A 25,172-nucleotide genomic window follows, 5' to 3' on the forward strand; every position below is an offset into this window, starting at 1 on the left:
TCACAATGGCGTTCCGTTGCTACGAGAAGCGGTCGAACGCATCATCGCGGAGCACTTCTGACACGGTTCACGCTGCTGACCAGAGCATGTCATGTGTCCGAACCGCACAGATCCACCTACCTCGCCACCGGCACGCCGAACACGGCAGCGTCGAACGTGCCGACGCGCTCGCGGAACGTGTGGGCGTATCCGGGCCAGAGCAGAGTGAGGCGTCCGCTGCGCTCGTCGACGTACCAGTTGCTGCATCCGCTCAGCCATACCGAGCCGGCAGCAGCGGCGTCGATGGCCGCGACGTAGGCATCCTCGGCGTCCTGCTGCACGTCGAGGGGCATACCGGTGGCCGCCAGATGATCGAGCGCCCCGAGCACGTAGCCGAGCTGGGTCTCGATCATGTACACCGCGGAGTTGTGCCCGAGGCTCGCGTTCGGGCCGTCGAGCACGAAGAAGTTCGGGAACCCGTGCACGACCGTCGACGCGTACGCGCGCATCCCGTCCGCCCAGTGCTCGCAGAGACGGATGCCGTCCCTCCCCGTCACGAGATCGGCGAACGGCGGACGCGTGGCGTTGAATCCGGTGGCGAAGACGAGCACGTCGAGGTCGTGACGAACACCCGACTCCGCGACGGCCATGCCGTGATCGATCCGATGAAGGGCGGATGCCTCCAACGTCACGTTGCGCGCGGCGACGGCGGGGTAGTAGTCGTCGCTGAGCAGCACGCGCTTGCAGCCGATCTCGTAGTCCGGCGTGAGTGCGACGCGCAGCGTCGGATCCGACACCTGCCGCCGAAGGTGCGACGCAGCCCGCTCCCGCAACGCGGCGATGGCGGCGGGCTCGCGCATCCGTGCGGGGAAGCCGGCCTCGGCGTCCCAGAACAGGATGTCGCGCAGCCGCTCTCTGGCGACCGGATCCGAGAGCTCGGCACGTTCCGCCTCGGTGTACGCGCGGTCACCGCGCGGCACGATGTACGGAGCGCTGCGCTGGAAGACCGTCACCTGCTCGGCGTCACGCTGCAGCTGCGGCAGCACCTGCACGGCGGACGCGCCGGTGCCGATGAGTCCGACGCGCGCACCGTGCAGGTCGAGGTCTGTGTCCCATCCGGCGGTGTGCAGCACGCGTCCTGGGAAGCCGTCAAGGCCGTCGACCGCCGGCAGCCGTGGCTCGCTGAGCCGGCCGACCGCACTGACGAGCACCCGCGCCCGGTACGTTCCACGGGTCGTGGCGACGAGCCAGCGACCCTCGGTTTCGTCCCAGCGCGCGCGCTCGACGGATTCGCCGAACCTGAGGTGCGGCAGCAGACCCTCATCACGCGCGCACTCGCGCAGATACTCCTGCAACTCCCGGCCGCTGGGATACACGTGCGTCCAGTCCGCGCTGGTGCGGAACGAGAACGAGTACAGATGCGAAGGGATGTCGCACGCGACGCCCGGATACACGTTGTCGCGCCAGGTGCCGCCGACCTCGTCAGCCCGCTCGAGGATCAGGAACGATTCGTCGCGGCCTTCCTCCGTGTTCCGTCGACGGAGCCGGATGCCGAGCCCGAGCCCCGCGAATCCGGCACCCACGATGAGCGTGTCGACCTCGACGACGCCGCCATCCGTTGAGCTCATCGCCCCACCGGCTCGTACGTCGTCGTGCGCTGCACGAGCGGACGGCCGACCTCGTCGGCGATCCGTCGCATGTCCGTCACGCTCAGCACGCGTCCCTGCTCGGGACCCGCCCACGGTGCGAGGTCGCCGTCGATCAGCACGCCGCCGAGGTCGTCAACGCCGCCGGCGAGCACGAGACGGGTACTGCGGAAGCCGAGCTTCGTCCATGCCGCCTGCACATGGTCGATGCTGCCGGCCAGCAGGAGGCGGGCGACGGCATGCACCGCGCGCGACTCTCTGAGGTCCGGTCCCGGCCGTGCGCCTGGAACCGCCACGGGGGATTCCTGAGGCACGAACGGCATGGCGATGAACTCGGTGAATCCGCCCGTTCGGTGCTGCAACGCGGAGAGGGTGCGCAGGTGCGCGACCTGATCCGCCGCCGTCTCGACGTGTCCGTAGACCATGGTCGCCGTCGAGCGCAGGCCCGCGCGGTGCGCCGCCTCGATCGTCTCGATCCAGTCAGCGACCGACAGTTCCGTGCCTCCGGAGAGGATGTCGCGGATACGGTCGTCCAGAATCCGCGCGCCCGTCCCCGGCACGGTGCCGACGCCGGCGTCCAGCAGGCTCGCGAGATATGCCGCCAGCGGCATATCCGACCGCGCGGCTCCGTCCCGCAGCTCGATCGGCCGATAGGCGTGCACGTGCAGCTGTGGCTGGTGGGCGTCGATGGCCCGCACGAGATCCAGGTACGCGGATGCCGGCATCCGCGTATCGATCCGGCCCTGCACACAGACTTCGGTGGCGCCGAGCCGCGCGGCCTCGTCGGCGAGCGCCGTGACGACCTCCGCCGTCAGCACCCCGTCCTCCGTCGAGGGTGCCCGTTCCTCCTCCCGAGGGTGTCCGTTTCCCCACTCGAGGGTGCCCGTTTCTTCGCTCGAAAGGGCCCGCTTTTCCTCTCGAGAGTGCCCGTTCCTCCCCACGCGGATGCCCGCAGTTGCTCCCGAAAGCGTGCTTCCGTTCCCTTGCGGGTGCAGCTCCGTGTCATCTGCTGCGCGGAACAGCGACGCGTCGATGTTGCGGTTCACGACGTACGTGATCTCGTTGCCGACGCGCTCGCGACGAATGTCGTCGGCCAGCGCGGCCAGGTCCTCGAGCTCGTTGCCGTCGGCGCCCAGCAGTGCGACGTAGTCCGCATCGTCAAGCCCGGACGGATCCCGGCGTGCAGCATCGAGCACCGTCCGGACACCACCCGCGGTTCCGCGCCATCTGCGCACTACCGCGCCACTCTCGCCGGCGCGGTCGTGCGCAGATGGCGCAATGACGGTCGGGGATGCTAAGCCGGGGCCCGGCTCGGTGCTGTGGGGCTCCAGCGCCCACGGGCGCCCGACGACGGGCGTCGCCTCATCGGCCAGACCGTAGGCGTCCGCGAGGGCCCGCGTGTGCGGCAGCACCGCCGGATCGATCCACGGCTCGCCCTGCCGCACGAAGTGCGGGTGTGCGGTGAGCCGCTCGCGTAGCGTGAATCCGGATCGCGCCGAGAGCCTTGCGAGTTCGTCGATCTGCGGCCAGGGACGCTCAGGGTTGACGTGATCCGGGGTGAGCGGGCTGACACCGCCCCAGTCGTCGATGCCCGCGCGCAGGAGCAGAGCCAGCTCATCGTGGTCGGTGAGGTTCGGGGGCGCCTGAATGCGAGCATCCGCTCCGAGCACGAGTCGCGTGACCGCCACCGCGGCCGCGTACTCGTCGGCGGCAAGGTCCGGACGGTGCATCATGGCCGTCGCATCCTTGGCACGGAAGTTCTGCACGATCACCTCCTGCACGTGTCCCCAGCGTGCGGACGCATCGCGCAGCGCGAACATCGCATCCACGCGATCGCGCACGCTCTCGCCGATGCCGAGCAGCACACCAGTGGTGAAAGGGATCTGCGAGCGCCCGGCGTCGTCGATGACCCGCAGCCGCACGGCCGGATCCTTGTCGGGGGATCCGAAGTGCGCCTGTCCCTTCTCGGCCCACAGCCGCACGGACGTGGTCTCGAGCATCATGCCCATGGACGGCGCGACCGGCTTGAGCCGCTGCAGTTCGGCCCAGGACATGACGCCCGGGTTGAGGTGGGGGAGCAGGCCCGTCTCCTCGAGAACGCGGATGGCCATGGCCCGCATGTACTCGATGGTCGACGCGTATCCATGATCGGCCAGCCACTCCCGCGCGACTGCCCAGCGGTTCTCCGGACGGTCGCCGAGCGTGAACAGCGCCTCCTTGCAGCCCATCGCCGCACCCTGCCGTGCGATCTCCAGCACTTCCTCCTCGGAGAGGAACGGTGAAATACCGGCCTTCGCGAGTTTGCCTGGCGTCTGCACGAAGATGCAGTAGTGGCAGCGGTCCTGGCACAGGTGCGTCAGCGGTATGAACACCTTGCGGGAGTACGTGACGACTCCCGGCCGGCCCGCCCGCTCGAGACCGGCATCCCGCAGGCTGCCCGCCAGGTCGAGAAGCTCGTCGAGCTGGGCATCGCGTGCGTACAGCAGTGTCTCCGCATCGTCCGCCGAGGGAGGGACGTTCGCATCGGCCGCGACCCGCGCGTCGGTCAGCGCAGAGGTGATGGCATCCGCGGCCGGTCGCCCGTCGTCGTCGGCAGCGAACGCGGCCGGGCTCGCCCCTGCGCCGTCCACGACCTCGGCGCGGTGGCCTGGGTTGCGAACCTCGGCGTCGCGAAAGGCGGCAGTGCGGATCTCGGGGGCGGGAAGCATTTCGGCGGGCACAGGCATCCTCGGCGACGAAGAACGGACGACGGAGACAATGAGGATGCGGCCCACAGCCCGGGCCTTACAGCGGATCAGTCGTCAGCCTAGCGGCGCGGCACCATGCCGGTGACAGCCTGTGCAAGGCACGACCGAGCGAGCGCGGATGCGGTGGGGCGAGAGCCGGCACTCCTCAGCCGGCCTGCTACCCGACCTGGCGTACTGTTCAGCGCCGTGTCAAGCGCACCATCGGGATGACCCGGCTCGTCTTGACCTGATAGTCGAGGAAGGCCGGATACGTGGCAGTGAACTCCGCCCACGCCGCGTCGTGCTCGGCTCCGCGCTGCACAGTCGCGTGAACCGGGACGACGCCGTCGTCGGGCGTCTCGATCGTGACATCCGGATTCGCGACAAGGTTGTGGAACCAGGCCGGATTCTCGGGCGCCCCCGCCTTCGACCCCGAGATGAGCCAGGAATCCGCACCGGATTTCAGCGCCGCGAGGGGCGTGACGCGCTCCTGCCCGCTCTTCGCACCGACGTGGTGGAGCAGCACGAGGCCGCGTCCGAAGTGTGTGACGGTGCCTCCGGTCGCCCGGAACTCGTCGATGATCGGCTGGTTGTAGCCCGAGTGATCAGCCATGGATGCGCCCTTTCGATCTCTGCCGAGCCTAGGGATGCGTTCCCGACTCGTGTGGCGGATGACAGGCACTCCGAGCACAGCGAACGCCGTCGTGGTCGGCGTGCCGATTGCGATGGCGACGGGGGAGGCGGCGACGGCACCGCCGGGCGTCATCCGAAGGCGAGCTCCAGCGCGTCGGCGGCCATCCGAGCGGTGGTCGGGACGTCGCGCATCCACAACGGCACCGCCCGGGCACGGATCCCGGCCTCGGCGAGGTGCGGGACTGCATCCGCATCCGTCTCGTCGACGAGCCAGCCGTCGACCAGACCGTCCGTCGCGCGTGCGCCGTAGTGCAGGCCGACCCCCTGCGCGGACGTCTCGACGCCGATCACGGTGAGGCAGACATCCGCCATGCCGCGCACGGCCGCGCCGCCGATGATGGGCGACACGCCCACGACGCGCGCCGCTGTCTGCCGTACCGCGTCACGGACGCCCGGCACAGTGAGGATGGTCCCGACCGACACCACAGGGTTGGAGGGCGGCAGGATGACGACATCCGCCTCCATGATCGCCTCGGTCACGCCCGGAGCCGCCGTCGCGTTCTCCAGGCCCACCTGCACGAACTCCGTCGCAGGCACGTGAGCGCGGTACCGCACCCACCACTCCTCGAAGTGGATGAGCGCGCCGGCCGGATGCTCGTCGACGGCTACGCCCACTCGCACATGCGTCTCGACCGGCTGGTCGCTCATCGGCAGGAGGCGTGCCGCCGGCTTCCACCGCCTGCACAGATACTCCGTCGCCTCGCTCAGCGTCGCGCCGTCGCGCAGCAGCTCAGTGCGCACGATATGTGTTCCGAGGTCGAGGTCGCCCAGTGTGAACCAGTCCCAGCCACGTCCGTACGCCGCGATCTCGCCCGACACGCGACGGGATTCGTCGTCGCGGCCCCAGCCCTGCTCCTCGCTGATCCCGCCGCCCAGCGTGTACATCACGGTGTCGAGGTCGGGGCAGACGCGCAGGCCGTTCAGCGTCATGTCGTCGCCGGTGTTCACCACGACGGTGACGGCCACGCGCGAGCCGCCCGCGCCGTCGGGATAGGCATCCTCCAGGTGGGCGAGCAGCCCCCTGGTGAATCGCGCACCTCCGACGCCGCCGGCCAACACTGTCACACGCTGAAGCTCGCTCACCGGACAAGTCAACAACACGCGGCAGCCCCGTTCGTTCACACTCGGGACGCGAAGGGCGACGGCCGGCGCCGTGTGGCACCAGAATCGACGCATGCCATCGGTCATCTACCTCACCCGAGCATCCGTCGCCTGGTTCTCCCGCACCCGGTTCTTCCGAGCGGTCGGGCCGACGGTGATGCCGCCGCTCGAGCGCGGGATCGCGTTCGTGAGCGGAGGACGTGTGCAGATGAGCGGTCTACTGGTGCCGTCCCTCGTGCTGCGCACGATCGGCGCGAAGAGCGGACTGGAGCGAGAGACGGCCTTGATGTACTGCCCGGAGCCGGGCGGGCGGATGCTCGTCACCGGCAGCAACTTCGCCCGCGACACGCATCCGGCGTGGACCGCCAACCTGCTGGCGCATCCGGATGCCGTGGCCGTCGTGCGCGGCAAGCCCATCCAGGTGCATGCGCACCTCATCGGCGACGACGAGCGCGAGTCGGTGTGGGAGTACATCCAGCGTCAGTGGCCCGGATACCGCGGATACGAACGCGCCAGCGGCCGCGTCCTCCGCATCTTCCGGCTCACGCCCACACAGACGTCCCAACCGTCCGCCCGCGCCGAAGCGGTCGCCGACGCCGACGCGGTCGAGACTAGGTATCCGCGCCGAGACTAGTGTCGTCGCATCTAGTCTCGGCTCGGATACCTAGTCTCGAGGGGCAGGTGGGTGCGGACGACGACAGCGGCCGGCGGAGACCCGAAGGAGTGTCACTTCAAGAGCCGCGACAGCACCCGGTCGGCGAGCGGCTTGCCGCCGGTCTGGCACGTCGGGCAGTACTGGAACGTCGAGTCGGCGTAGATGACCTGCCGGATCGTGTCGCCGCATCGCGGGCATGGCTCGCCGAACCGGCCGTGCACGTTGAGGTTCGACTTTTTCTCCGCCTTGAGCTCGGATGCCTTCAGTCCGTCCGCACGCTCGAGCGCCTCGCGGAGCATCCGCTGCATCGCCTCGTAGAGGATGTGCACGTCCTCTGATGGCATGTTCGCCGGCTTGAACGGCGACATCTTCGCCGCCCACAGGATTTCGTCCGAGTACGCGTTGCCGATCCCCGCGATGCGTGACTGACTGCGCAGCACGCCCTTGATCTGCGAGCGTCCCGCTGCCGTGAGGATGCCGGCGAAGACCACCTCCGTGAACGCGGGCGCCAAGGGGTCGGGGCCGAGGTTCGCCACACCGGGAACGTCGTCGGGGTTGCGAACGAGCGAGATCGCGAGACTCTTCTTGGTGCCCGCCTCTGTGATGTCGAGACCGGATCCGTCGTCGAGCACGAGTCTGGCCGCCAGCGGACCGACGCTGCGCCCGCGCGGGCGGGCGGCGGGGATCGGAGCGGCTTCGCGCCAGCGGATCCACCCCGCCCTGGCGAGATGCACGATCAGGTGGAGCGTCTCCGCTTCCGTCTCGGGCTCGGCCCTTGCGGCGTCGCTCGTCGCCTCCGACGGCACGACCGTGAAATCGAGGAACTTGCCGTGCCTGCCGACACCGGCCACGGACATCCCGTGAAGAGCGGAGACCGGCGGATCGAACGTCTTCAATGCAGCGAACGCCGTCACGTCGAGGCGGTCGATGACGCGCCAGCGCAGCCGACGGTCGAGGTCGGCGGCCAGTGCGTGCACTTCGGGCAACTCGGGCACCCGTCAAGTCTGCACGGAGCATCCGATGCGGACAACGGTGCCGACGTTGCGGTGTGGAGAATCTTTGCATACAGAGGTACGGATTCATCCGCAATGGACGCATGGCTTGCGATGACCGGGCGGTGGGATGCTGGGATCGTGACCTCTGTTCGCCCCGAGTTCCTGGCTCTTCGGGGCACGTTCTATCGGGCGATCGATCCGGAGTTCCGCGAGTTCGCGATCGCGGGCTCGCGCTCCGCCGGACGCTACTCCAGGCCGGAGCAGCCGACGCTTTACCTCAGTTCGTCCGTGGACGGCGTCGCAGCAGCGATGGTCGCGCACCAGGACGCGAGGTCGTCGTCGCTCGAGATCCTTCGGCTCGAGGTCGATGCGCACAACATCGTGGACCTGCGCGATGCGTCTGCTCTGGCACGTCTCGGCGTCGACCTGGCCGATGCGACAGCTCCCTGGCAGGAGATCGTCGCAGCTGGCGGAACTCCGTCGTCGTGGACGGTCCGCGATCGCCTCGTCGCGGCGGGTGCTCACGGACTCATCGATCCTTCGCGCACGAGCCCCGGTCTGTGGCACCTCGTCCTGTTCCGGTGGAACGAGGACGATGCCCCGACCGTGCGGGTCGCCGAGGCTGGCACGGCCGGCACCGACCTCGTCGGCTGATGTCGCTGGTGGGCCGGCGTCGTGACGAGTCGCCCGACCGTGTGCGCTGTGTACGTGCGCGGGGCGCAGTCTGAGCAGCACCCACAGAGCCTCAGCTGAGGATGTCCTTGGTCGCGAACCGCCCGTACGCCAGCGCTCCGAACACCACGATGTAGCCGAGCTGCAGCACGGCGTTCTCTCCGTAGGAGTCCCACACGATCGGATCGCGCAGCAGATCGGCGAATCCGAGCCAGTAGTGGGTGAAGAGCCACGGATGCAGCCAGTCGAGCTGCGGAAGCTGGTCCAGGATCTGCGATGCCCCGGCCAGCACGACCGTCGCCGCCATGGCTCCGACGGGAACCGTGGTCAGCGTGGAGATGAACAGCCCGATCGCGCCGAGTCCGGTGAGCGAGATGGCGACGTATCCGGCGAGGAGGGCGGTGCGGACGACGAAGCCGACGGCATCCGTCGTGTCACCGGAGAGCAGCGTGACGGGGCCGATCGGGAAGAGGATCGCGCCGATTCCGATGCCGGCGAGCACGATGGCCGCGGTGGCAGACACGGCGAACACGACGACGCCGAGGTACTTCACCACGAGGATCCGCAGACGTCCGGCGGGCGCGATGAGCAGGTAACGCAGGGTGCCGAGACCGGCCTCGCCCGCCACCGTGTCTCCGGCGACCACGCCGAGGGTCAGCGGCAGGAACAGCGGGATGCACACCACGAGCGCGGTGAACGCCACGAAGAGTCCGTTGTCGGTGATGGCTCCGAGGAAGGCGGGACCGCCCCCGCGCGACCCTGCGCCCGTGACCCGCACGACGACGGCGATCAGCACAGGGACCGCCACGAGTGCGATGAGCATGGCGATCGTGCGGCGCCGGCGGAAGAGGGTGCCCAGCTCCGAACCGAGCAGGGCGAACGGGCGGAGCCGGGGCGTGACATCCTCTTCGGACGTGGGCTCGGCGCTCACGGTGCTCCCGGGCTCCGGAGTCGCGCGTGCGGATGCCGGCCCGACCGACGCCGCATCATCCCGCGACATCGAAGCCCTCCCCGGTGAGCTCGACGAACCGGTCCTCCAGCGAGGGCGTCGTGACCTCGAAGCCGCGCACCCGCACGCCCATCGAGACGAGCGATTTCACGAGCGACTCGGGAGCGGCATCCGCTGAAAGCTCGGCGGTCACCCGGTCGCCATCGGTGTGCGGATCCAGCCCGAGGCTCAGCAGCACGGCGGCAGCGGCACCCGCATCGGGCGACAGCACGACGGCGAGGCGTCCACCGCTGGAGCGCAGTTCGCCGAGCGACCCGGATGCCACCAGCCGGCCCGCGCGCATCACCGCCACGTGGCTGCACAGCTGCTCCACCTCGCTCAGCAGGTGACTGGAGACGAAGACCGTCGCACCCTCGTCGGCGAGGCGACGGATCAGGCTGCGCACCTCGCGTGTGCCCTGGGGATCCAGCCCGTTGCTCGGTTCGTCGAGCACGAGCAGCTCCCGCTGACGCAACAGCGCGCCCGCGAGTCCGAGCCGCTGCTTCATGCCCAGCGAATAGGCGTGCGCCTTCTTGTCGGCAGCGTGGGAGAGCCCGACGCGATCCAGGGCGGTCGCGACCCGCGTGCGCCGGCTCGACGCCACGGATCGCGGGTCGGCGGCGTCGAGCCGGCTGAGGTTCGCACGACCGGTGAGGAACGGGTAGAACGCCGGACCCTCCACCAGTGCGCCGACGCGCGGCAGCACGGTGGCGGATGCCCGTGGCATCCGCTCGCCGAGCAACTCGACGGTGCCTGAGTTCGGAGCCGCGAGCCCGAGCAGCATACGGATGGTCGTGGTCTTGCCTGAGCCGTTCGGCCCGAGGAAGCCGAACACCGATCCCCGCGGCACCTCGAGGTCGAGGCCGCCGACCGCGACCTGCCTGCCGAACCTCTTCGTGAGCCCCCGAACGCTGATCGCGGAATCGCTGCCCGTCACCGCACCCCCTCAGCCCACCGCGACGGCGGCCACGGCAGGCACCGTCACTTCGCCGCGGACTCGAGCGCCGTGAGCGGCACTGCACCCGCGTACACGCGCCCATCGGAGGTGATCAGCACCGAGAACAGCGAGGTCTGCAGCCCACGGCCCCCGTCGACCGACTGCGACAGCTCGTTCAGCAGGTGCGACTGCGACGACGTGAGACCGGACAGGCCTGCGCCGGTGGATCCGGCCGGCACCGCCACGATCGAGGACCATCCGGATCCGATCACGCTCGGCCCCTCGAACGAGCCGGGCCTGCGGTTGTCCGGATGCGATGTGTGCGACGTCAGCGTCTTCTGCGTCACCGTGGCGCTCTTGGGCGGCGTGAATGCGAAGTTGGACGCGGCCGGTGTCCCGAAGTCGACCGACGTGAACTCGACGGAGGCGGCCGAAGACTTCTGGCCGCGTGCGTCGAGCTCGGCGGCGAGCGGCACCCCGGTCTTCGCGTCGACGGAGACCACCGCTGCACCGACGAGCGTGTCCTTCGTCTTCGGAGTGATGGTGAGCTTCCACACCGACCGACCTGCCTGCGAGCCGGAGGAGACCGTCAGAGTCGAGTCGGCGCTCGCCTTCGAGACGAGCTTCTGCGCGAGGTCCTGAGGCATCGCGAAGGATGTAGAGCTCTTCGCCGCGGTCTTCGACGGCAGCGTCACGTGTGTGGCCTGATCCTTCGAGGAGTCCCACGTCCACACGCTCGTGCCGTTGCGCACCACGTCACGTTCGGCGAGGCTGTCGAGCACCTGCAATCGCTGCTTGTTCGGGCCGTCGACGTACACCTTCGCCTTGTGCGGCGTCGTCAGCAGCTCGAGGATCCCGGATGCCTGCGACTCGACACCGCCCGTCGCGCTCGACGGCAGGGTCGGCAGGCCGAGGTCGCTGGTCTGCTCGAGCGTGCCCGAGTAGTGCGCATCCTTCGCCTTGGCGATGAGCGCGAGCACCTGGGCCGCAGTCGGCGTCTTCGTGCTCTGCGCGACGGATGCGTGCGTCTGGGACGTCGGGCTCGCCAGGGCGGGCGCCATCGCTCCCGCTCCGAACGCCACGCCCGCCACGACGACGGGGGCGACGAGTGCCGGCATCCATTTCGAAAGCCTGTTCATCGGGTGACCACCTCGCTGTCCTCGCCGCCAGGGTAAGCCGGAATGCTCCGTCCCTGCTGGATGAATCATCGTCCGCCGTTCAGCAGCCGCGCCATCGCCTCAGCGTCATGCGGTGCACGTCCACGCGCATCGTTGTCGAAGTACACGTAGACGTCCTTGCCGCCGCTGTCCGACTCCGCCTGCCGCCGGATCCGACGTTCCCAGCGACGCAGCGACGCGTCGTCGTAGCCGCCGGCGTAGAGCTCCTCGTGGCCGTGCAGCCGCGCATACACGAAGGCGGCCGTGGACCGATCGAACACGGGGAACCGGTCGGCCGTGTCAGCAAGCACCAGCGCCATCCCGTGCTCCCGGAGAATCGCCGCCGCCCGCTCGTCCGCGAAGCTCGGATGCCGCGGCTCGAGGGCGTGCAGCACCGCGCGGTCGTCCCGCACATGCGGAATCGCCGCTTCCCGCACCTTCTCGTCGTGTCCCTGCGCGATGCGGGCCGCGGCGCTCAGGCTGCGCGGCAGCGACGCGCAGAATCCCTCCAGCACGTGGGCGTCGAACACCTCCCGCTCTGGCAGCTGCCAGAGCACGGGCCCCAACCTGTCGCCGAGGAGCAGCACGCCGGATGCGAAGAAGTTCGCCAGCGCCTGGCCGGTGTTCCGCAGCCGCAGCATATGCGTGAGGTACCGGCCGCCCTTGACCCCGAAGACGAATCCGTCGGGCGTCTCGTCGCGCCACCGACGGTACGAGTCAGGGGACTGCAGGGAGTAGAAGGATCCGTTGAGCTCGACCGTGTTCATCCGGGAGGCGAGGTAGCCGAGCTCGTCCTTCTGCCGCAATCCCTTCGGGTAGAAGTCGCCGCGCCACGACGCGTATCGCCATCCCGACGTGCCGACGAACGCTCGCATGGCCATTCGCCCAGTCTGCCCGCGTGAACGGCCGCAGGACGATCTGCGCACAATGGACGCATGGCGCGCGGACTCCTCATCATCGACCTGCAGAACGACTTCACCGAGGGCGGTGCGCTTGGTGTGGACGGCGGGGCGGCGGTAGCTGCGGGAGTCACGCGGCTGCTGACCCGCGACGCGCACCGCTACGACGTCGTGGTCGCCTCGCGTGACTGGCACCACGGCGACGACGACAACGGCGGACACTTCGCAACGGATGCCCCACCAGACTTCGTCACGACCTGGCCCGTGCACTGCGTCGCGGGCACCTTCGGGGCGCAGTACCACGCGGCGCTCGACGAGCGCGCGATCGACGCCCACATCGTGAAGGGTCAGGGCGTTCCCGCGTACTCGATCTACGAGGGACGGACGGATGCCGGCACCGGCCTCGCCGCACTGCTGGACGCCGCTGACGTGCACCGTCTCGATGTCGTGGGTATCGCGACGGACTACTGTGTGCGCGCATCCGCTCTGGATGCACTCAGAGACGGCCGCGACGTGCGGGTTCTGCTGGACCTCGTCGCCGGAGTGTCGCAGGAGACGAGTGCCCGTGCCCTGGACGAGCTGCGCTCGGCGGGCGCGCGACTGGTTCGCAGCGACGACTGATCGCTGGCTGCTGCCGCCGGCTCAACGACAGCGACCGCTCGGTGTCAGCGACGGCCCAGCGTTATCGACAGCTCCGTGCTATCGACGGCCCAACGTGACCGACGGCTCAGCGGTGCCGACGGCCCAGTGCTGCCGACAACTCAGTGCTGCCGCGGCTCAGTGCTCGGCGCCCTCGATGGCGTAGTGCTCGGTGTCGACGATCGACGCGCGGTCGGGGTGCGCCGCGCGGGTCTTGGCATCCCTGGCCGCGTCGAACAGCGTCCAGAAGCAGAACAGACCGAAGATCACCGCTCCGGCGGCGAAGACCAAGTACTCCACGGAACGCGTCCTTTCGTCGTTGCCCGTCTCACTTTACCGTGGCGAGGGACGGCATCCGACCGGCTCGCGTCCGGGTGTCCTATGACAGGGAACCGCTCACGAAACCGTACGACGAGATGACCGAGAACGCGCTGACCACCTTGACGATGATCACGGCGAAGTAGATGACGTACACCGCGATCAGCGCCCAGATGGGCCACATCGTGTTCACCCCACCGCGCCGACGGGCCACGACCGTGCGGCCGATCACGTAGACCGGGCCGGAGAGGAACGCCCAGGCCCAGTGGAACGGACGGGCGAAGCCGCGTCGCGCCAGCTCCCGCGAGTCGAAGAACGCGAACAGCACGGAGAGCCCATAGACGACGATCCCGAGCACCTGCACGATCAGTGCGGAGATGATGAAGCCCGACATCGACGACATCATCTGGGTCACGTCGCCCTGGGACATCTCGCCCCGCTCGCTGAGCGAGATGAGGGTGCGGAAGTACGAGGAATAGTCGACGAAGAGCCACGCGACGGCCGACACGAGCGGGAGCGCCACGACGAGCCAGATGTACGAAGTGAGCGCGGAGGTTCCGGGCTGCACCCGGGGGAAGCCCGTTGCCTGCACCGGGTACACGGGCTGGTATCCGGCCTGCTGGTGGGCGGGCTGCGTGTGGGCGGTCTGAACGTACGCGTTCTGCGGGTGCGCCGGCGGGTAGGTTCCTGCACCGCCGGGCGGCGCGGACGGAACGGACGGCACCTGCTGACCGTACTGACCCTGCTGACCGGTCGATCCGGGCTGGGCGGCGGATCCGGATGCCGGTGCTCCCGCATTGTAGAGCGGCTGACCGCCCTGCGGCGCCGGCCGCGAGTGCTCCGTCCAGCGCACGCCGTCCCACCACCGCTGTCCGCCCGGGTTCTGCGGATCCGGATCCGGATACCACGCGGGGGGTGTCGTCGGCTGGTCGGGGTCGCTCATGGTGTAGCTCCGCATTGGGGTCGGGGCAGCCGAGTCGTGGGGACGCGGCAACCGGGTCGCTGTATCCGGGAGCATGGCGTGGGAGAACGCGATGTCCACGGACGCGGCGAGCGTAGCGCACCCACGCCATGGATTCGCCACAGTTCACCGCTGATGACGCCAGTGCCTACGATGGGGCGATGGCCGAGGCGACACCGCAGACGACGCGCGCGGACATCTGGGTGTGGTCGGTGCGCTTCTTCAAGACGCGGTCTCTTGCGACGGCCGCCTGCAAGGCGGGTCACGTGAAAGTGAACGGCGATCGGGCCAAGCCCGCGCAGGTCGTTCGGGTGGGGGACGAGGTCCGGGTGCAGACCGACCGCGAGCACATCGTTGAGGTGCGCGGGATCCTCACGAAGCGGGTCGGCGCGCCGATCGCCCAGGAGGCGTACCTCGACAAGACCCCGGCGCTTCCGCCGCGGGTCGAGCAGCCGTCGATCGTGCACCGCGAACGTGGTGCAGGCAGGCCGACCAAGCGGGATCGCCGCGAACTGGACCGGCTTCGCGGGCGCGGCTGACGGCATCCGCACGTCTCGGTGCCAGTCGGCTTCTCACGTCGAGGCGCGCTGCTCGCGACGACACCGAACGGTCGGGCGAGGCGGACGGCTCAGGACGACGCGGGCAGCGGGGCGGCGGCGAAGAAGTGCCAGCCGAGCCACCACCAGAACAGGATGATTGTGATGCGGATGGCCCTTGACGCCATCACGCGGTCCAGAAGCGTTCCCAGCGGCGCGACCCGATCCGGTGCTCGCCTGCTGTACCAGGCGAGCACCAGACCGAAGACGGCGACGGCCGCGAAGCCGGCGATCGTGATGATGCGGCTCATGAGCGCCTCCCGCGGCGGAGGAACGCCGCGCCGGCGAGCAGCCAGAGCGCCGCGCAGGCCCCGCGCCCGAGCGGATTCGCCACGACCGGATCGATCAGGTCGGAGAGCGGCGGATGGTCGAACTCGGCCTGCGGCGACGGCATGGCGAGGAAGAACGACGCCAGTTCCCACAGGCACAGGAACACGGCGACGGATGCCCACAGCACCGCCGCCCGTCGTACCGGGCGCCGCAGTGCAGGCGCGCCGGTCGCATCGTCATCGCGCCACGCGACGATCACCGCCGTCGCTCCCACGACGGCCACGATGATCACGTCGAGGAGTCCCCACTGCGGGGTGAACGCGATCACGACGACGGCGAGCGCGCCGAGAACGAGCTGCACGACGAGGCTCACGCGGGGGAGCGGATAGCGGTCGAGTCTCGAGAGCCAGCCGGCGGCATCCGCGAGCAGTGCGAAGGCGGCGACGAGGAAGAACACGCCGTCGACGGGTGCGCCGCGATAGATCTGGAAGGAGCCGCAGAGGGCGAGGATCGCGATCCACCACCAGTCGAGGCGCATCCGCGCGGCGAAGCCGACACGGCCCGCGCCGACGGATGGCGAAGGCAGCGCATGAGCAGACGCCGACTGAGACGGCAGCGCGTTCGATGATGGATCGGGCTCGCGCCGTCCCATCGACCGTTCCGACGACCCTTCGGTCATCTCAGTCCTCGATCGGACCGAGCCAGGCCGTCGCGACGGTCGCGTGCGCCGACTCATCGTCCGACGGATGGAACATGCCGGCCAGCACGTCGCGGTAGAGGCGTCCGAGTTCGTTTCCGGCGAAGTAGCTGCCGCCGCCGGATACCCGGATCGCCTTGTCCACGACATCACGTGCCGTCTCGGTGGCGCGTACCTTCATGCCCACGAGCTTCGCGAACCACTGGGATCCGTGGTCCGCGAGGGCGTCGACGTCGCCCGTGATGGCGTCCAGCTGCGGGTAGAGGGCGTCCTGGGCGATGGCGGCGTCCGCGATGCGCCAGCGGATGTCGGGATCCTGCGCATACGACCGCCCGTCGTTCTTCATCGACGTGCGCCGTTTCGCCGCTGCCACCCCCAGCTCCAGCGCTCTGGCGCCGATCCCGGTGTACACGGCGGCGAGGAGCAGCTCGAAGCTGGCGAAGATGCCGAACGTGAGGAGGTCGCCGTTGGGGCCCGGGTCCAGGCGTCTGATGATCCGGTCCGCCCGCGCGTGCGCACCGTCGAGCTTTGTGCTGTTGGACTGTGTGGCGCGCATGCCGAGCGTGTCCCAGTCGTCGGCGATCTCGAAACCCCCGCCCGATCGCTCGATGAACCCGAACACGATCTTCGGGGCGTCCTCGCTCGTGGAGTCCAAACCCATCGTGCCCAGCCGGGTCCAAGCGGGGGAGAGGGAGGTGAAGATCTTCGTGCCGTGGAACGTGTAGCCGCCCGTGCTGTCGGGACGGGCATCGGTTCGCGATCCGAACAGCACGAGGTCGTTGCCGCCCTCGCTGATGCCGAAGCCGAACACCTCGCCGTCCCCGGCCTCGCGCTGCAGGAACTCGAGCACGTCGTCGCCTCGATCGCGCATGATCTTCGCGACGCTCGTCCACACGAGGTGCATGTTGACGGCGAGCGCGGTCGCCGGAGCGGCGGATGCCAGGCGCACCTGCTCCCGCGCCACCTCGCGCAACGAGAGCCCGAGTCCGCCTCGGTCGGCGGGGACCAGTGCGCGGAGGTACCCAGCGTCCTTCAACTCGGCGAGGTCATCGGCGAAGAAGGTGTTGTCCCTGTCGTATCCGGCGGCACGGGATCGGATGCGCTCCAGCAGCTCGTCGGACAGCACTCGCACAGACTCGCTCATGCTCGTCACGTTACGCGCGCTGGAGCTATGGGCGAAGTCCATTTCCGGCCTTCGCCGCGACGCTCCCTTTTGCTCGGCCGGACGGCGGACGGCGCCGCCCGGAACCGGCTCGTGGGGCCCAGCGCCGACCGCCGTCTCGGCGGTCGGGAACACGTCCCCGGGCAACGGCGCTGCATCCCGACCGTGCCCGTTCCTCCCCCCGAGAGTGCGCGTTTCTCCTCCCGAGAGTGCGCGTTCCTCCTCCCGAGAGTGCCCGTCGCTCCTCCCGAGAGTGCCCGTCGCTCCTCCCGAGAGTGCCCGTCGCTCCTCCCCACCGTCCACTCGACCAGGTGGGCTCGTCCCGACGCGCTCAACCGGCGGCAGCGGAGCAAGGCCCGCAGGGGCCGCGCCGCTATCGTGGGGCGCATGCAACAGCGCATCCTGCCCACCCGAACCCTTGGCCGCACCGGCCGAACCGTCTCCGTGATCGGACTGGGCACCTGGCAGCTCGGCGCCGACTGGGGGAACGTGAGCGAGAGCGACGCGCTCGACGTGCTCGAGGCATCCGCAGAGGCCGGCGTCACGTTCTTCGACACAGCGGACGTCTACGGGGACGGACGCAGCGAGACCATCATCGGCCGCTTCCTGGGCGCTCACCCTGATGCCGGCATCACCGTGGCCACGAAGATGGGTCGCCGGGTCGATCAGGTTCCGGAGAACTACACGCTGGCGAACTTCAGGCAGTGGATCGATCGCTCCCGCGCCAACCTGCGTACCGACACGCTCGACCTCGTGCAGCTGCACTGCCCGCCGACGCCCGTGTACTCCAGCGACGAGGTGTTCGACGCGTTGGACACGCTCGTCTCCGAGCAGGCGATCGCGAACTACGGCGTGAGCGTCGAACGATGCGACGAGGCGCTCACGGCGATCGCACGTCCGGGCGTGGCCACCGTGCAGATCATCCTGAACGCGTTCCGCCTCAAGCCGCTGGAGAGGGTTCTGCCCGCTGCGCGGGAAGCCGGGGTCGGAATCGTGGCGCGCGTGCCGCTGGCGAGCGGCCTCCTCAGCGGTCGGTACACGAAGGACACGACGTTCGCGCCGCAGGATCACCGCACGTTCAACCGGCACGGCGAGGCGTTCGACCAGGGCGAGACGTTCTCCGGCGTCGACTTCGAGACCGGGGTCGAGGCGGCGCAGCGGTTCGCGGATGCCGTGGCATCCGTCCGCGCGCACCTCGGAGAGGAGTGCGCCGACCGTCTGACGCCGGCGAAGGCGGCCATCGCCTGGGTGGCGCAGCAGGACGGCGTGAGCTCGGTGATCCCCGGTGCGCGCAACGTGGATCAGGCCAGGTCCAACGCGGCCGCCGGATCCGTTCCGCCGCTCGGCGAGGAGTTCGAGGCGGCCGTGCGCGACATCTACGACGAGTACATTCGCGCGAGCGTGCACTGCAAGTGGTGACGATCGGCCGCTGCGTCGGCAGGCGATGAGCAGGAGGGCGTCGGGATGACGAAGCTGATGATCGTGGTTGGAAGCGTGCGCGAGGGGCGCATCGGACTTCCGATCGCCGAGTGGGTGCGGGACGAGGCGGCGGGCGACGGACGATTCGAACTGGACTGGGCCGACCTCAAGGAGATCGCGCTGCCGTTGATGACCGAGCCCAACCATCCGCGGCTCCGTCAGTACACGCAGCAGTCCACGATCGATTGGAGCGATCGCGTGGATGCCGCTGCCGCGTTCGTCTTCGTGCAGCCGGAGTACAACTACAGCTACTCGCCGGCGCTCAAGAACGCGCTCGACCACCTGTCTCAGGAGTGGTGGCGCAAACCGCTCGGCACCGTGAGCTACGGCGGCATCTCGGGCGGCACGCGCGGCGTGACCGCGTTGCGTGTGCCAGAGGTGGCGGTCGGGCTGGTGCCGACGACGGCCAACGTGGAGATCCCCTGGGCGGCGCGCCAGATCGACGACGAGAGCCGGTTCGAGCCGAACGAACACCAGGAGCGGATGCTCGCAGCCCAGTTCGACGAGCTCGTCGCGCTGGACCATGCGCTGGCTCCGCTGCGTGCCGCGCGGCAGCACTGAGCACGGCGGCACCGAGCAGAACAGCACCGAGCAGGACAGCACCGAGCACGACGGCACCGAGCGTGGTGGTACTCCGCAGAGGCGAGTTCGACGCGCAACGGATGCCGGTCCCGCCAGCCTGAGAGCATCGGAACTCCGCATCACTGGGGTCGGCCCGTCTCGTGCGGCACACTGATCGTGTGCCGGCTGTGCCGGCGGTCTGGGGGCATCATGGACGACGAATCCGACGACATCTTCGCCACGGCGGCGATGCGCACTCCGGCGCCGAAGGACGCTTTTCCCACCGATGAACGCCCGGCGCGCGAGGTGTACCAGCTGGTGAGGGATGAGCTGCTGCTCGATGGCGTGGCCCGGATGAACCTCGCGACGTTCTGTACCACCTGGCTCGAGCCCGAGGCCGCCCAGCTGATGGCGGACTCGGTCGCGAAGAACATCATCGACAAGGACGAGTACCCGCAGACCGCGGAGATCGAGCGGCGAAGCGTCGCGCTCGTCGCCGATCTCTTCCACGCTCCGGATCCGTCGCACGCGGTCGGCACGTCGACGACCGGATCCAGCGAGGCGGCCATGCTGGCGGGACTGGCCGCGAAGTGGCGCTGGCGTGCGAAGCGGAAGGCAGCAGGCCTCGACGATTCGAAGCCGAATCTGGTCTGCGGATCCGTGCAGGTGTGCTGGGAGAAGTTCGCGCGGTATTTCGATGTCGAGCTGCGGCAGGTTCCCATGCCGTCCGGATTCCTGCTCACGCCTGAGGATGCCGTCGCGCACTGCGACGAGAACACGATCGCCGTCGTTGCGACGTTCGGCCAGACGTTCACCGGACTGTTCGAGGATGTTGCCGGCATCTCCGCCGCGCTCGACGATCTGCAGCAGCGCACGGGTCTGGACGTCCCTCTGCACGTGGACGCGGCATCCGGCGGATTCGTCGCACCGTTCTGCGCATCGGATCTTGAGTGGGACTTCCGCCTGCCTCGTGTGAAGTCGATCAACGCGTCGGGGCACAAGACGGGCATGGCACCCCTGGGCAGCGGGTGGGCGATCTGGCGGGAGCCCGCCGATCTGCCCGATGAACTCATCTTCGACGTCAACTACCTGGGCGGCGACATGCCGACGTTCACGCTGAACTTCTCGCGACCGGGCGGCCAGGTGATCACCTCGTACTATCTGTTCCTCCGGCTGGGGCGCGTCGGCTACACGAAGGTGCAGGACGCCGCGTACACGGTCGCCCAGCGCATCGCCGACGGGGTGCGCGACCTCGGCCGCTTTGAGCTCGTGTTCGACGGTGATCCGTCTCGCGGCATCCCGTGCGTCACGTGGCGGAGCGCGGACGGGGATGACGCCATCCTCTTCGACCTCGCGACCGAATTGCGGGCGCGTGGCTGGCTCGTCCCCGCCTACACGCTTCCTGCCGACCAGGACTCGCGTGCCGTGCAGCGCGTGGTGGTGCGGCACGGGATGAGCGTCGACATGGCGGACCTGCTGCTGGCGGACATCCGTCGGTCGTTGGATTCGCTCCTCAAGGTCCCCGAGGGAGTGCACATACCGAGCTCCGCGTCCACCGGGTTCCATCACGACGCGGTGCCCAGGGTGCCGCTCGCGTAGTCTTCGCGGGCGTCAGCTGGGCTGCGTCGGGACAGGTTCCGTGTCGGGGATCGGGCTGATCTCGCGTCCGCGAAGGTCCGGATGCCATCGTTTGCCCAGCAGAGGAACGAGCGCCCCCAGCAGGGCGAACACGGCCGCCGCCCAGAACGCCCCGACGGGGCCGTGGCTGTCGATGAGGAACCCGGCGATGGCGCTGCCGAGCGCGGCACCGATCAGCTGCCCTGTGCCAACCCATCCGAAGGCCTCCGCCGTGTCCGAGAATCGGACGCTCGTCGAGACGATGGTGGAGGTGACCGCGAGGGCGGGCGCGATGCCCAGACCGCTGATGACGAGCATCGCGGTCAGCCACCACACGTTCGACACCCACAGCGACGCGAGAGCGATGCCGGCGAAGACGACGAGCATGCGGATGCCGAGCGCCCACGGGCCGATCGGACGGGAGCCGAACGAGAAGCCACCGATCAGTGAAGCCGCCGACCAGATGCCGAGCACGATGCCCGCCTCCGGTCCGTGCCCGCTGAAGTTCGCAATGGTGCCGGCCTCGATCGCCGCGCAGGCACCGACGAGGAGGAACCCCACGACGGTGGCCAGGAGCACTGTCGGCCGCTTCAGCGTGGCACCGATCCGGCGCTTGCTCCGCGGAATCCGCACCCTGCCGAGCTCGGGAAGGGAGATGAACCACGCCCCACCGCCCAGCATGACGGCGGCGCAGAACAGCAGGCCGATCGTCGTGGAGATCTGCGTAGCGATGAAGGTGATGACGACGGGTCCGGCGATCCAGATGAGTTCTTGCGCCGAGGCGTCCAGTGAGAACAACGGGGCGAGCAGCCGAGAATTCACGAGCTTGGGGTAGATCGTCCGCACGGCGGGCACGACGGGCGGCGTGGAGAGACCCGCGATCGCCGCGACCACGATGGTCACGGGGATGGGCATGACGACGAGCGCGATGAGGACGATCCCTGCCGAGCACACCAGCGTCGTGATCGTGAGCACGATGCGCATGCCGACTCTGCCCATCAGTCGGCTGGTCAGGGGACCTGCTATGGCCTGCCCGATGCTCGCGCCGGCGAGCACGAGCCCCGCGGCGCCGTACGTGTGGTGCACCTGCTCAATGTGCGTGAGCATCGCAAGCGAGAGCATGCCGTTCGGGAAACGTGCCAGCAGCTGGGCCGCGATGATCCGCGCCACCCCGGGCGTCCTCAACAGATCGCTGTACGCGCTCACTCGCCCGTTGTCTCCTTGCTCCCGTCCGGTCACGACGTCCGCCGTCGAGGGAGGGAGCGGCGTGGCCTGACGTTCGATTCTAGGTGTCTACAGTGCGGCATCCATGCAGCGGGGCGCACCGGCACGCATACACCCGAGGCTGTGGAATATGGGGATAACTCGGCGAAGTTTTCCACATTCTGTGGACGACACGCCCACAACATCTGGGGTTGGCCGAGCGCGGGGACCCCGCTATATAGTGGTCACACGCCGGTTCCGTTGGGGGCCTCCCAGAGCCGGCAGGCACGATGTCCGAAGCTCCGATGACGGCCTCGACCAGCGCTCTGATCAGGGAAATCTGACCAGGAGATGGTCGGGCACCACCGGGGGAACGGGTGTCGGAGGTCTGCCGCACGATGAGGGACGACGACGCACGGCGCAGCGAGCCGAACGGGCTCACCCGGTGCACACCGCCGGGTGAGAACTGCCGGCTCGGTGACAAGGGGGAGATGAGGCATCCGATTCACCGACAGGGATCGGTGTCTTGGCGACCCCGCAGAGATGTGGGGCGATCGGCGACGCCTTCTCAGGCGGGCGCCACGAGCGAGAAGTAAGGAAGAGGCGAAGTGACAATCACGGTCGTGAAGCGCAACGGCGAGCGGGAGCCGTACGACGCGAACAAGATCAACCTGGCGATCGAGAAGGCGTCGGAGGGTCTCGACGAGAACATCACCTGGGTCACGCAGATCGCGAGCGAGCTGGAGCTGACCCTGTTCGACGGGATCACGACGCAGCAGCTCGACGAGGCCGTCATCCAGGTCGCGCTGCAGAACGTCAAGGACGACCCGGCGTTCGACACCGTTGCCGCCCGACTGCTGCTCAAGACCATCTACAAGCGCGTGCTCGGCGACTACGAGGACGACGAGGAGCTCAAGCGCCTCCACCGCGACGGATTCCGTTCGTACATCGAGCGCGGTGTCACCGAGGACCTCCTCGACCCGCGCTTCACCGATCTTTTCGACCTCGACCGTCTTGCAGCCGAGCTCGAGCCGGCCAACGACGGCCTGCTCAAGTACATCGGACTCGTCACGCTGAACAACCGGTACGGCATCAAGGCCCGCAACGGCGACCCGCTCGAGGTGCCGCAGTACTTCTGGATGCGCATCGCCATGGGACTGTCCCTCAACGAGACGGATCCGACCGGCATCGCGATCGAGTTCTACGAGACCATGTCGCGCCTCGACTATCTGGCGGCGGGATCCACCCTCGTCAACGCGGGAACCAAGACCCCGCAGCTCTCCAACTGCTTCGTGATGGAGATGCACGACGACATCGAGCACATCGCGAAGTCCGTGCGCGACGTGATGTGGATCACCAAGGGCACAGGCGGCATCGGGCTCTCGGTCACCAAGCTGCGCTCGCAGGGATCGCCGATCCGCTCCAACAACACGGTGTCGACCGGACCGATCCCGTTCATGCACACCATCGACTCCGTGCTGCGCGCGGTCAGCCGTGGCGGCAAGAAGTTCGGCGCCCTCGCGTTCTACATGGAGAACTGGCACCTCGACTTCCCCGACTTCCTCGACCTGCGACAGAACTCCGGCGACCCGTACCGCCGCACCCGCACCGCGAACACGGCCGTGTGGATCAGCGATGAGTTCATGAAGCGCGTGCAGAACGACGAGCCCTGGTACCTCTTCGATCCGCTCGAGGTGTCCGACCTCAACGAGCTGTACGGCAAGGCGTTCTCGGAGCGCTACGCGTTCTACGCCGCAGAGGCGGAGGCGGGTCGGCTGCGCATGTTCAAGCGGATGCCGGCGCGCCAGCAGTTCAAGGACATCCTGATGAGCCTGCAGACCACGGCGCACCCGTGGCTGACGTGGAAGGACACGATCAACAACCGTGCCCTGAACAACAACACGGGCACCATCCACCTCTCCAACCTGTGCACCGAGATCTGCCTGCCTCAGGACATCGACAACATCGCCGTCTGCAACCTGGCGTCGATCAACCTGTCGCGTCACCTGCAGGACGACGGCACGTTCAACTGGGCGACGATCGAGCGCAGCGCGCGCCTGGCGGTCCGCCAGCTGGACAACCTGATCGACATCACGATGTCGTCTGTGCCAGAGGCCGATCACGCGAACATCAACAACCGTGCGGTGGGCCTGGGCATCATGGGCTTCACGGATGTCGTGGAGCGGCTCGGCCTCAGCTACGAGTCCGAAGAGGCGTACGACCTCATCGACGAGGTATCGGAGCGCATCTCGTACTACGCGATCGAGGAATCCATCGACCTCGCCGCGGAGCGCGGGTCGTACCCGAACTTCGCCGGATCCCGGTGGTCGCAGGGACTGGTGCCGTTCGACACGCTCGCCATCACCGAGCAGGACCGCGGCGTCGAGATCAAGGTCAACCGCAAGACACGGCTCGACTGGGACTCGCTGCGCAAGCGTGTCGCCGGCGGCATGCGCAACGCGACGTTGATGGCCGTGGCGCCGACGGCATCCATCGGTCTCGTGGCAGGCACGACTCCCGGATTCGACCCGCAGTTCTCGCAGATCTTCAGCCGCTCCACCTCGAACGGCAAGTTCCTCGAGGTGAACCGCAACCTGGTGAACGCACTGCAGCAGCACGGCCTGTGGGAGAAGGTGCGCGAGCAGGTGCTGCGCAGCCAGGGCGACATCCAGGGCATCGCTGACATCCCCGACGACATCAAGCGCGTCTACAAGACAAGCTTCCAGCTGTCGCCGTACGCGTTCCTCGAGGTCGCTGCGCGTGCGCAGAAGTGGATCGACCAGTCGATCAGCCGCAACATCTACCTCGAGACCCGTGACCTCGGCGACATGATCGACATCTACTCGGCGGCCTGGGAGCGCGGCGTCAAGACCACGTACTACCTGCACATGAAGCCCCGCCACCAGGCGGAGCAGACCACTGTGCGCGTCAACAAGGCCGAGGAGATCGGCGGAGCTCGCAAGGGCTTCGGTGCGGTGCCCGCCGGCGTCGGCGCAGGATCATCGGATGCCGCTTCTCAGGCATCCACCCCCGCTCCCGCGCGTCGCGGGTTCGGTTTCGGAGGACTCACGACCGGAGGAGACAAATGAACAACGGAACGCAGAACGACCAGCTTGTCGGCGAGTACTTCGTGCCGGAGGATCCCATGGACGCCTTCCAGTGCGAGTCCTGCCAGTAACAGCATCCGCGTCACCGCTGGTTGAGCTTGGCCTGCCCTGAGC

24 protein-coding genes are annotated in these 25,172 nt (G+C 68.6%); 9 read left to right on the top strand and 15 right to left on the bottom strand.

The genetic code is table 11. From position 1 onward, the window contains the following. Positions 1-116: 116 nt before the first annotated feature. The 4 genes from ACX9R5_RS08440 to cofD form a co-directional block, all read right to left on the bottom strand. On the bottom strand, positions 117-1,607 hold the full coding sequence (locus tag ACX9R5_RS08440) for a flavin-containing monooxygenase (RefSeq protein WP_459408534.1): 1,491 nt from the start codon (positions 1,605-1,607) through the stop codon (positions 117-119). Next, the gene (gene cofG / locus ACX9R5_RS08445) at positions 1,604-4,345 is read right to left on the bottom strand and encodes a 7,8-didemethyl-8-hydroxy-5-deazariboflavin synthase CofG (RefSeq protein WP_459408535.1); all 2,742 of its coding nucleotides are present in this window, start codon (positions 4,343-4,345) and stop codon (positions 1,604-1,606) included. The genes ACX9R5_RS08440 and cofG overlap by 4 nt, the downstream gene beginning before the upstream one ends. Before the next feature lie 205 nt (positions 4,346-4,550). Then, on the bottom strand, positions 4,551-4,964 hold the full coding sequence (locus ACX9R5_RS08450) for a nitroreductase/quinone reductase family protein (RefSeq protein WP_459408536.1): 414 nt from the start codon (positions 4,962-4,964) through the stop codon (positions 4,551-4,553). A gap of 149 nt (positions 4,965-5,113) precedes the next feature. Beyond that, the gene (gene cofD / locus ACX9R5_RS08455; protein ID WP_459408537.1) at positions 5,114-6,127 is read right to left on the bottom strand and encodes a 2-phospho-L-lactate transferase; all 1,014 of its coding nucleotides are present in this window, start codon (positions 6,125-6,127) and stop codon (positions 5,114-5,116) included. Positions 6,128-6,218: 91 nt separating this feature from the next. On the opposite strand from cofD, the gene ACX9R5_RS08460 reads away from it, so the two are divergent. Continuing rightward, the gene (locus ACX9R5_RS08460; protein ID WP_459408538.1) at positions 6,219-6,779 is read left to right on the top strand and encodes a nitroreductase/quinone reductase family protein; all 561 of its coding nucleotides are present in this window, start codon (positions 6,219-6,221) and stop codon (positions 6,777-6,779) included. Between the two features lie 92 nt (positions 6,780-6,871). On the opposite strand, the gene ACX9R5_RS08465 is transcribed toward ACX9R5_RS08460, so the two are convergent. Beyond that, positions 6,872-7,795 (bottom strand): DNA-formamidopyrimidine glycosylase family protein, encoded by a 924-nt coding sequence (locus tag ACX9R5_RS08465; RefSeq protein WP_459408539.1) that lies wholly within the window; start codon positions 7,793-7,795, stop codon positions 6,872-6,874. Positions 7,796-7,933: 138 nt separating this feature from the next. Here ACX9R5_RS08465 and ACX9R5_RS08470 point away from each other — a divergent pair, with 138 nt between their 5' ends. Further along, a complete protein-coding gene (locus ACX9R5_RS08470) occupies positions 7,934-8,449 on the top strand; it encodes an RES family NAD+ phosphorylase (protein ID WP_459408540.1) in 516 nt (171 codons plus the stop codon). A gap of 91 nt (positions 8,450-8,540) precedes the next feature. On the opposite strand, the gene ACX9R5_RS08475 is transcribed toward ACX9R5_RS08470, so the two are convergent. The 4 genes from ACX9R5_RS08475 to ACX9R5_RS08490 form a co-directional block, all read right to left on the bottom strand. Next, a complete protein-coding gene (locus tag ACX9R5_RS08475) occupies positions 8,541-9,467 on the bottom strand; it encodes an ABC transporter permease (RefSeq protein WP_459408541.1) in 927 nt (308 codons plus the stop codon). Beyond that, entirely contained in the window at positions 9,454-10,392 is a 939-nt protein-coding gene (locus ACX9R5_RS08480) for an ABC transporter ATP-binding protein (protein WP_459408542.1), read from the bottom strand. Before ACX9R5_RS08480 ends, ACX9R5_RS08475 begins: the two co-directional genes overlap by 14 nt. Before the next feature lie 44 nt (positions 10,393-10,436). Continuing rightward, positions 10,437-11,531 carry a LolA family protein gene (locus tag ACX9R5_RS08485; RefSeq protein ID WP_459408543.1) on the bottom strand — a complete coding sequence of 365 codons (1,095 nt, stop codon included), beginning with the start codon at positions 11,529-11,531 and terminating at the stop codon, positions 10,437-10,439. Positions 11,532-11,596: 65 nt separating this feature from the next. Then, positions 11,597-12,430, bottom strand: coding sequence for a DUF72 domain-containing protein (locus ACX9R5_RS08490; protein ID WP_459408544.1), 834 nt, complete (start codon positions 12,428-12,430; stop codon positions 11,597-11,599). Between the two features lie 54 nt (positions 12,431-12,484). Here ACX9R5_RS08490 and ACX9R5_RS08495 point away from each other — a divergent pair, with 54 nt between their 5' ends. Continuing rightward, the gene (locus ACX9R5_RS08495; protein WP_459408545.1) at positions 12,485-13,069 is read left to right on the top strand and encodes an isochorismatase family protein; all 585 of its coding nucleotides are present in this window, start codon (positions 12,485-12,487) and stop codon (positions 13,067-13,069) included. A 156-nt stretch (positions 13,070-13,225) separates the two neighbouring features. On the opposite strand, the gene ACX9R5_RS08500 is transcribed toward ACX9R5_RS08495, so the two are convergent. Together ACX9R5_RS08500 and ACX9R5_RS08505 are read right to left on the bottom strand one after the other, a co-directional pair. Continuing rightward, the gene (locus ACX9R5_RS08500) at positions 13,226-13,387 is read right to left on the bottom strand and encodes a hypothetical protein (protein WP_459408546.1); all 162 of its coding nucleotides are present in this window, start codon (positions 13,385-13,387) and stop codon (positions 13,226-13,228) included. Positions 13,388-13,466: 79 nt separating this feature from the next. Beyond that, positions 13,467-14,348: a DUF2510 domain-containing protein gene (locus ACX9R5_RS08505; protein WP_459408547.1), complete on the bottom strand. Its 882-nt coding sequence runs from the start codon at positions 14,346-14,348 to the stop codon at positions 13,467-13,469. Positions 14,349-14,527: 179 nt separating this feature from the next. Between ACX9R5_RS08505 and ACX9R5_RS08510 the strand changes: the two genes are divergently transcribed. Continuing rightward, positions 14,528-14,905, top strand: a complete 378-nt coding sequence (locus ACX9R5_RS08510; RefSeq protein ID WP_459408548.1) for an RNA-binding S4 domain-containing protein — start codon at positions 14,528-14,530, stop codon at positions 14,903-14,905. A gap of 89 nt (positions 14,906-14,994) precedes the next feature. Here the strand turns inward: ACX9R5_RS08510 and ACX9R5_RS08515 are convergent, their stop codons facing one another. From ACX9R5_RS08515 to ACX9R5_RS08525, 3 genes are read right to left on the bottom strand one after another with little or no spacing between them, the layout of a single operon-like run. Next, on the bottom strand, positions 14,995-15,213 hold the full coding sequence (locus tag ACX9R5_RS08515; protein WP_459408549.1) for a DUF6186 family protein: 219 nt from the start codon (positions 15,211-15,213) through the stop codon (positions 14,995-14,997). Further along, positions 15,210-15,911, bottom strand: a complete 702-nt coding sequence (locus ACX9R5_RS08520) for a hypothetical protein (RefSeq protein ID WP_459408550.1) — start codon at positions 15,909-15,911, stop codon at positions 15,210-15,212. Before ACX9R5_RS08520 ends, ACX9R5_RS08515 begins: the two co-directional genes overlap by 4 nt. A 1-nt stretch (position 15,912) precedes the next feature. After that, entirely contained in the window at positions 15,913-17,073 is a 1,161-nt protein-coding gene (locus tag ACX9R5_RS08525; protein WP_459408551.1) for an acyl-CoA dehydrogenase family protein, read from the bottom strand. 420 nt (positions 17,074-17,493) lie between these two features. Between ACX9R5_RS08525 and ACX9R5_RS08530 the strand changes: the two genes are divergently transcribed. The 3 genes from ACX9R5_RS08530 to ACX9R5_RS08540 all read left to right on the top strand — a co-directional run bounded on the left by ACX9R5_RS08530 (position 17,494) and on the right by ACX9R5_RS08540 (position 20,730). Further along, positions 17,494-18,510, top strand: a complete 1,017-nt coding sequence (locus tag ACX9R5_RS08530; RefSeq protein WP_459409053.1) for an aldo/keto reductase — start codon at positions 17,494-17,496, stop codon at positions 18,508-18,510. A gap of 45 nt (positions 18,511-18,555) precedes the next feature. After that, complete coding sequence (locus ACX9R5_RS08535; protein ID WP_459408552.1) at positions 18,556-19,131, top strand: NADPH-dependent FMN reductase; 576 nt, start codon at positions 18,556-18,558, stop codon at positions 19,129-19,131. Positions 19,132-19,341: 210 nt separating this feature from the next. Beyond that, a complete protein-coding gene (locus ACX9R5_RS08540; protein WP_459408553.1) occupies positions 19,342-20,730 on the top strand; it encodes a glutamate decarboxylase in 1,389 nt (462 codons plus the stop codon). Positions 20,731-20,742: 12 nt separating this feature from the next. Here the strand turns inward: ACX9R5_RS08540 and ACX9R5_RS08545 are convergent, their stop codons facing one another. Then, complete coding sequence (locus tag ACX9R5_RS08545; protein ID WP_459408554.1) at positions 20,743-21,954, bottom strand: MFS transporter; 1,212 nt, start codon at positions 21,952-21,954, stop codon at positions 20,743-20,745. Between the two features lie 605 nt (positions 21,955-22,559). Between ACX9R5_RS08545 and ACX9R5_RS08550 the strand changes: the two genes are divergently transcribed. Then, positions 22,560-25,040, top strand: coding sequence for a ribonucleoside-diphosphate reductase subunit alpha (locus ACX9R5_RS08550; RefSeq protein WP_459408555.1), 2,481 nt, complete (start codon positions 22,560-22,562; stop codon positions 25,038-25,040). After that, entirely contained in the window at positions 25,037-25,129 is a 93-nt protein-coding gene (locus ACX9R5_RS08555; RefSeq protein WP_459408556.1) for a ribonucleotide-diphosphate reductase subunit beta, read from the top strand. The genes ACX9R5_RS08550 and ACX9R5_RS08555 overlap by 4 nt, the downstream gene beginning before the upstream one ends. Positions 25,130-25,172 lie beyond the last annotated feature (43 nt).

The sequence above is a fragment of the Rathayibacter sp. CAU 1779 genome (assembly GCF_054551755.1).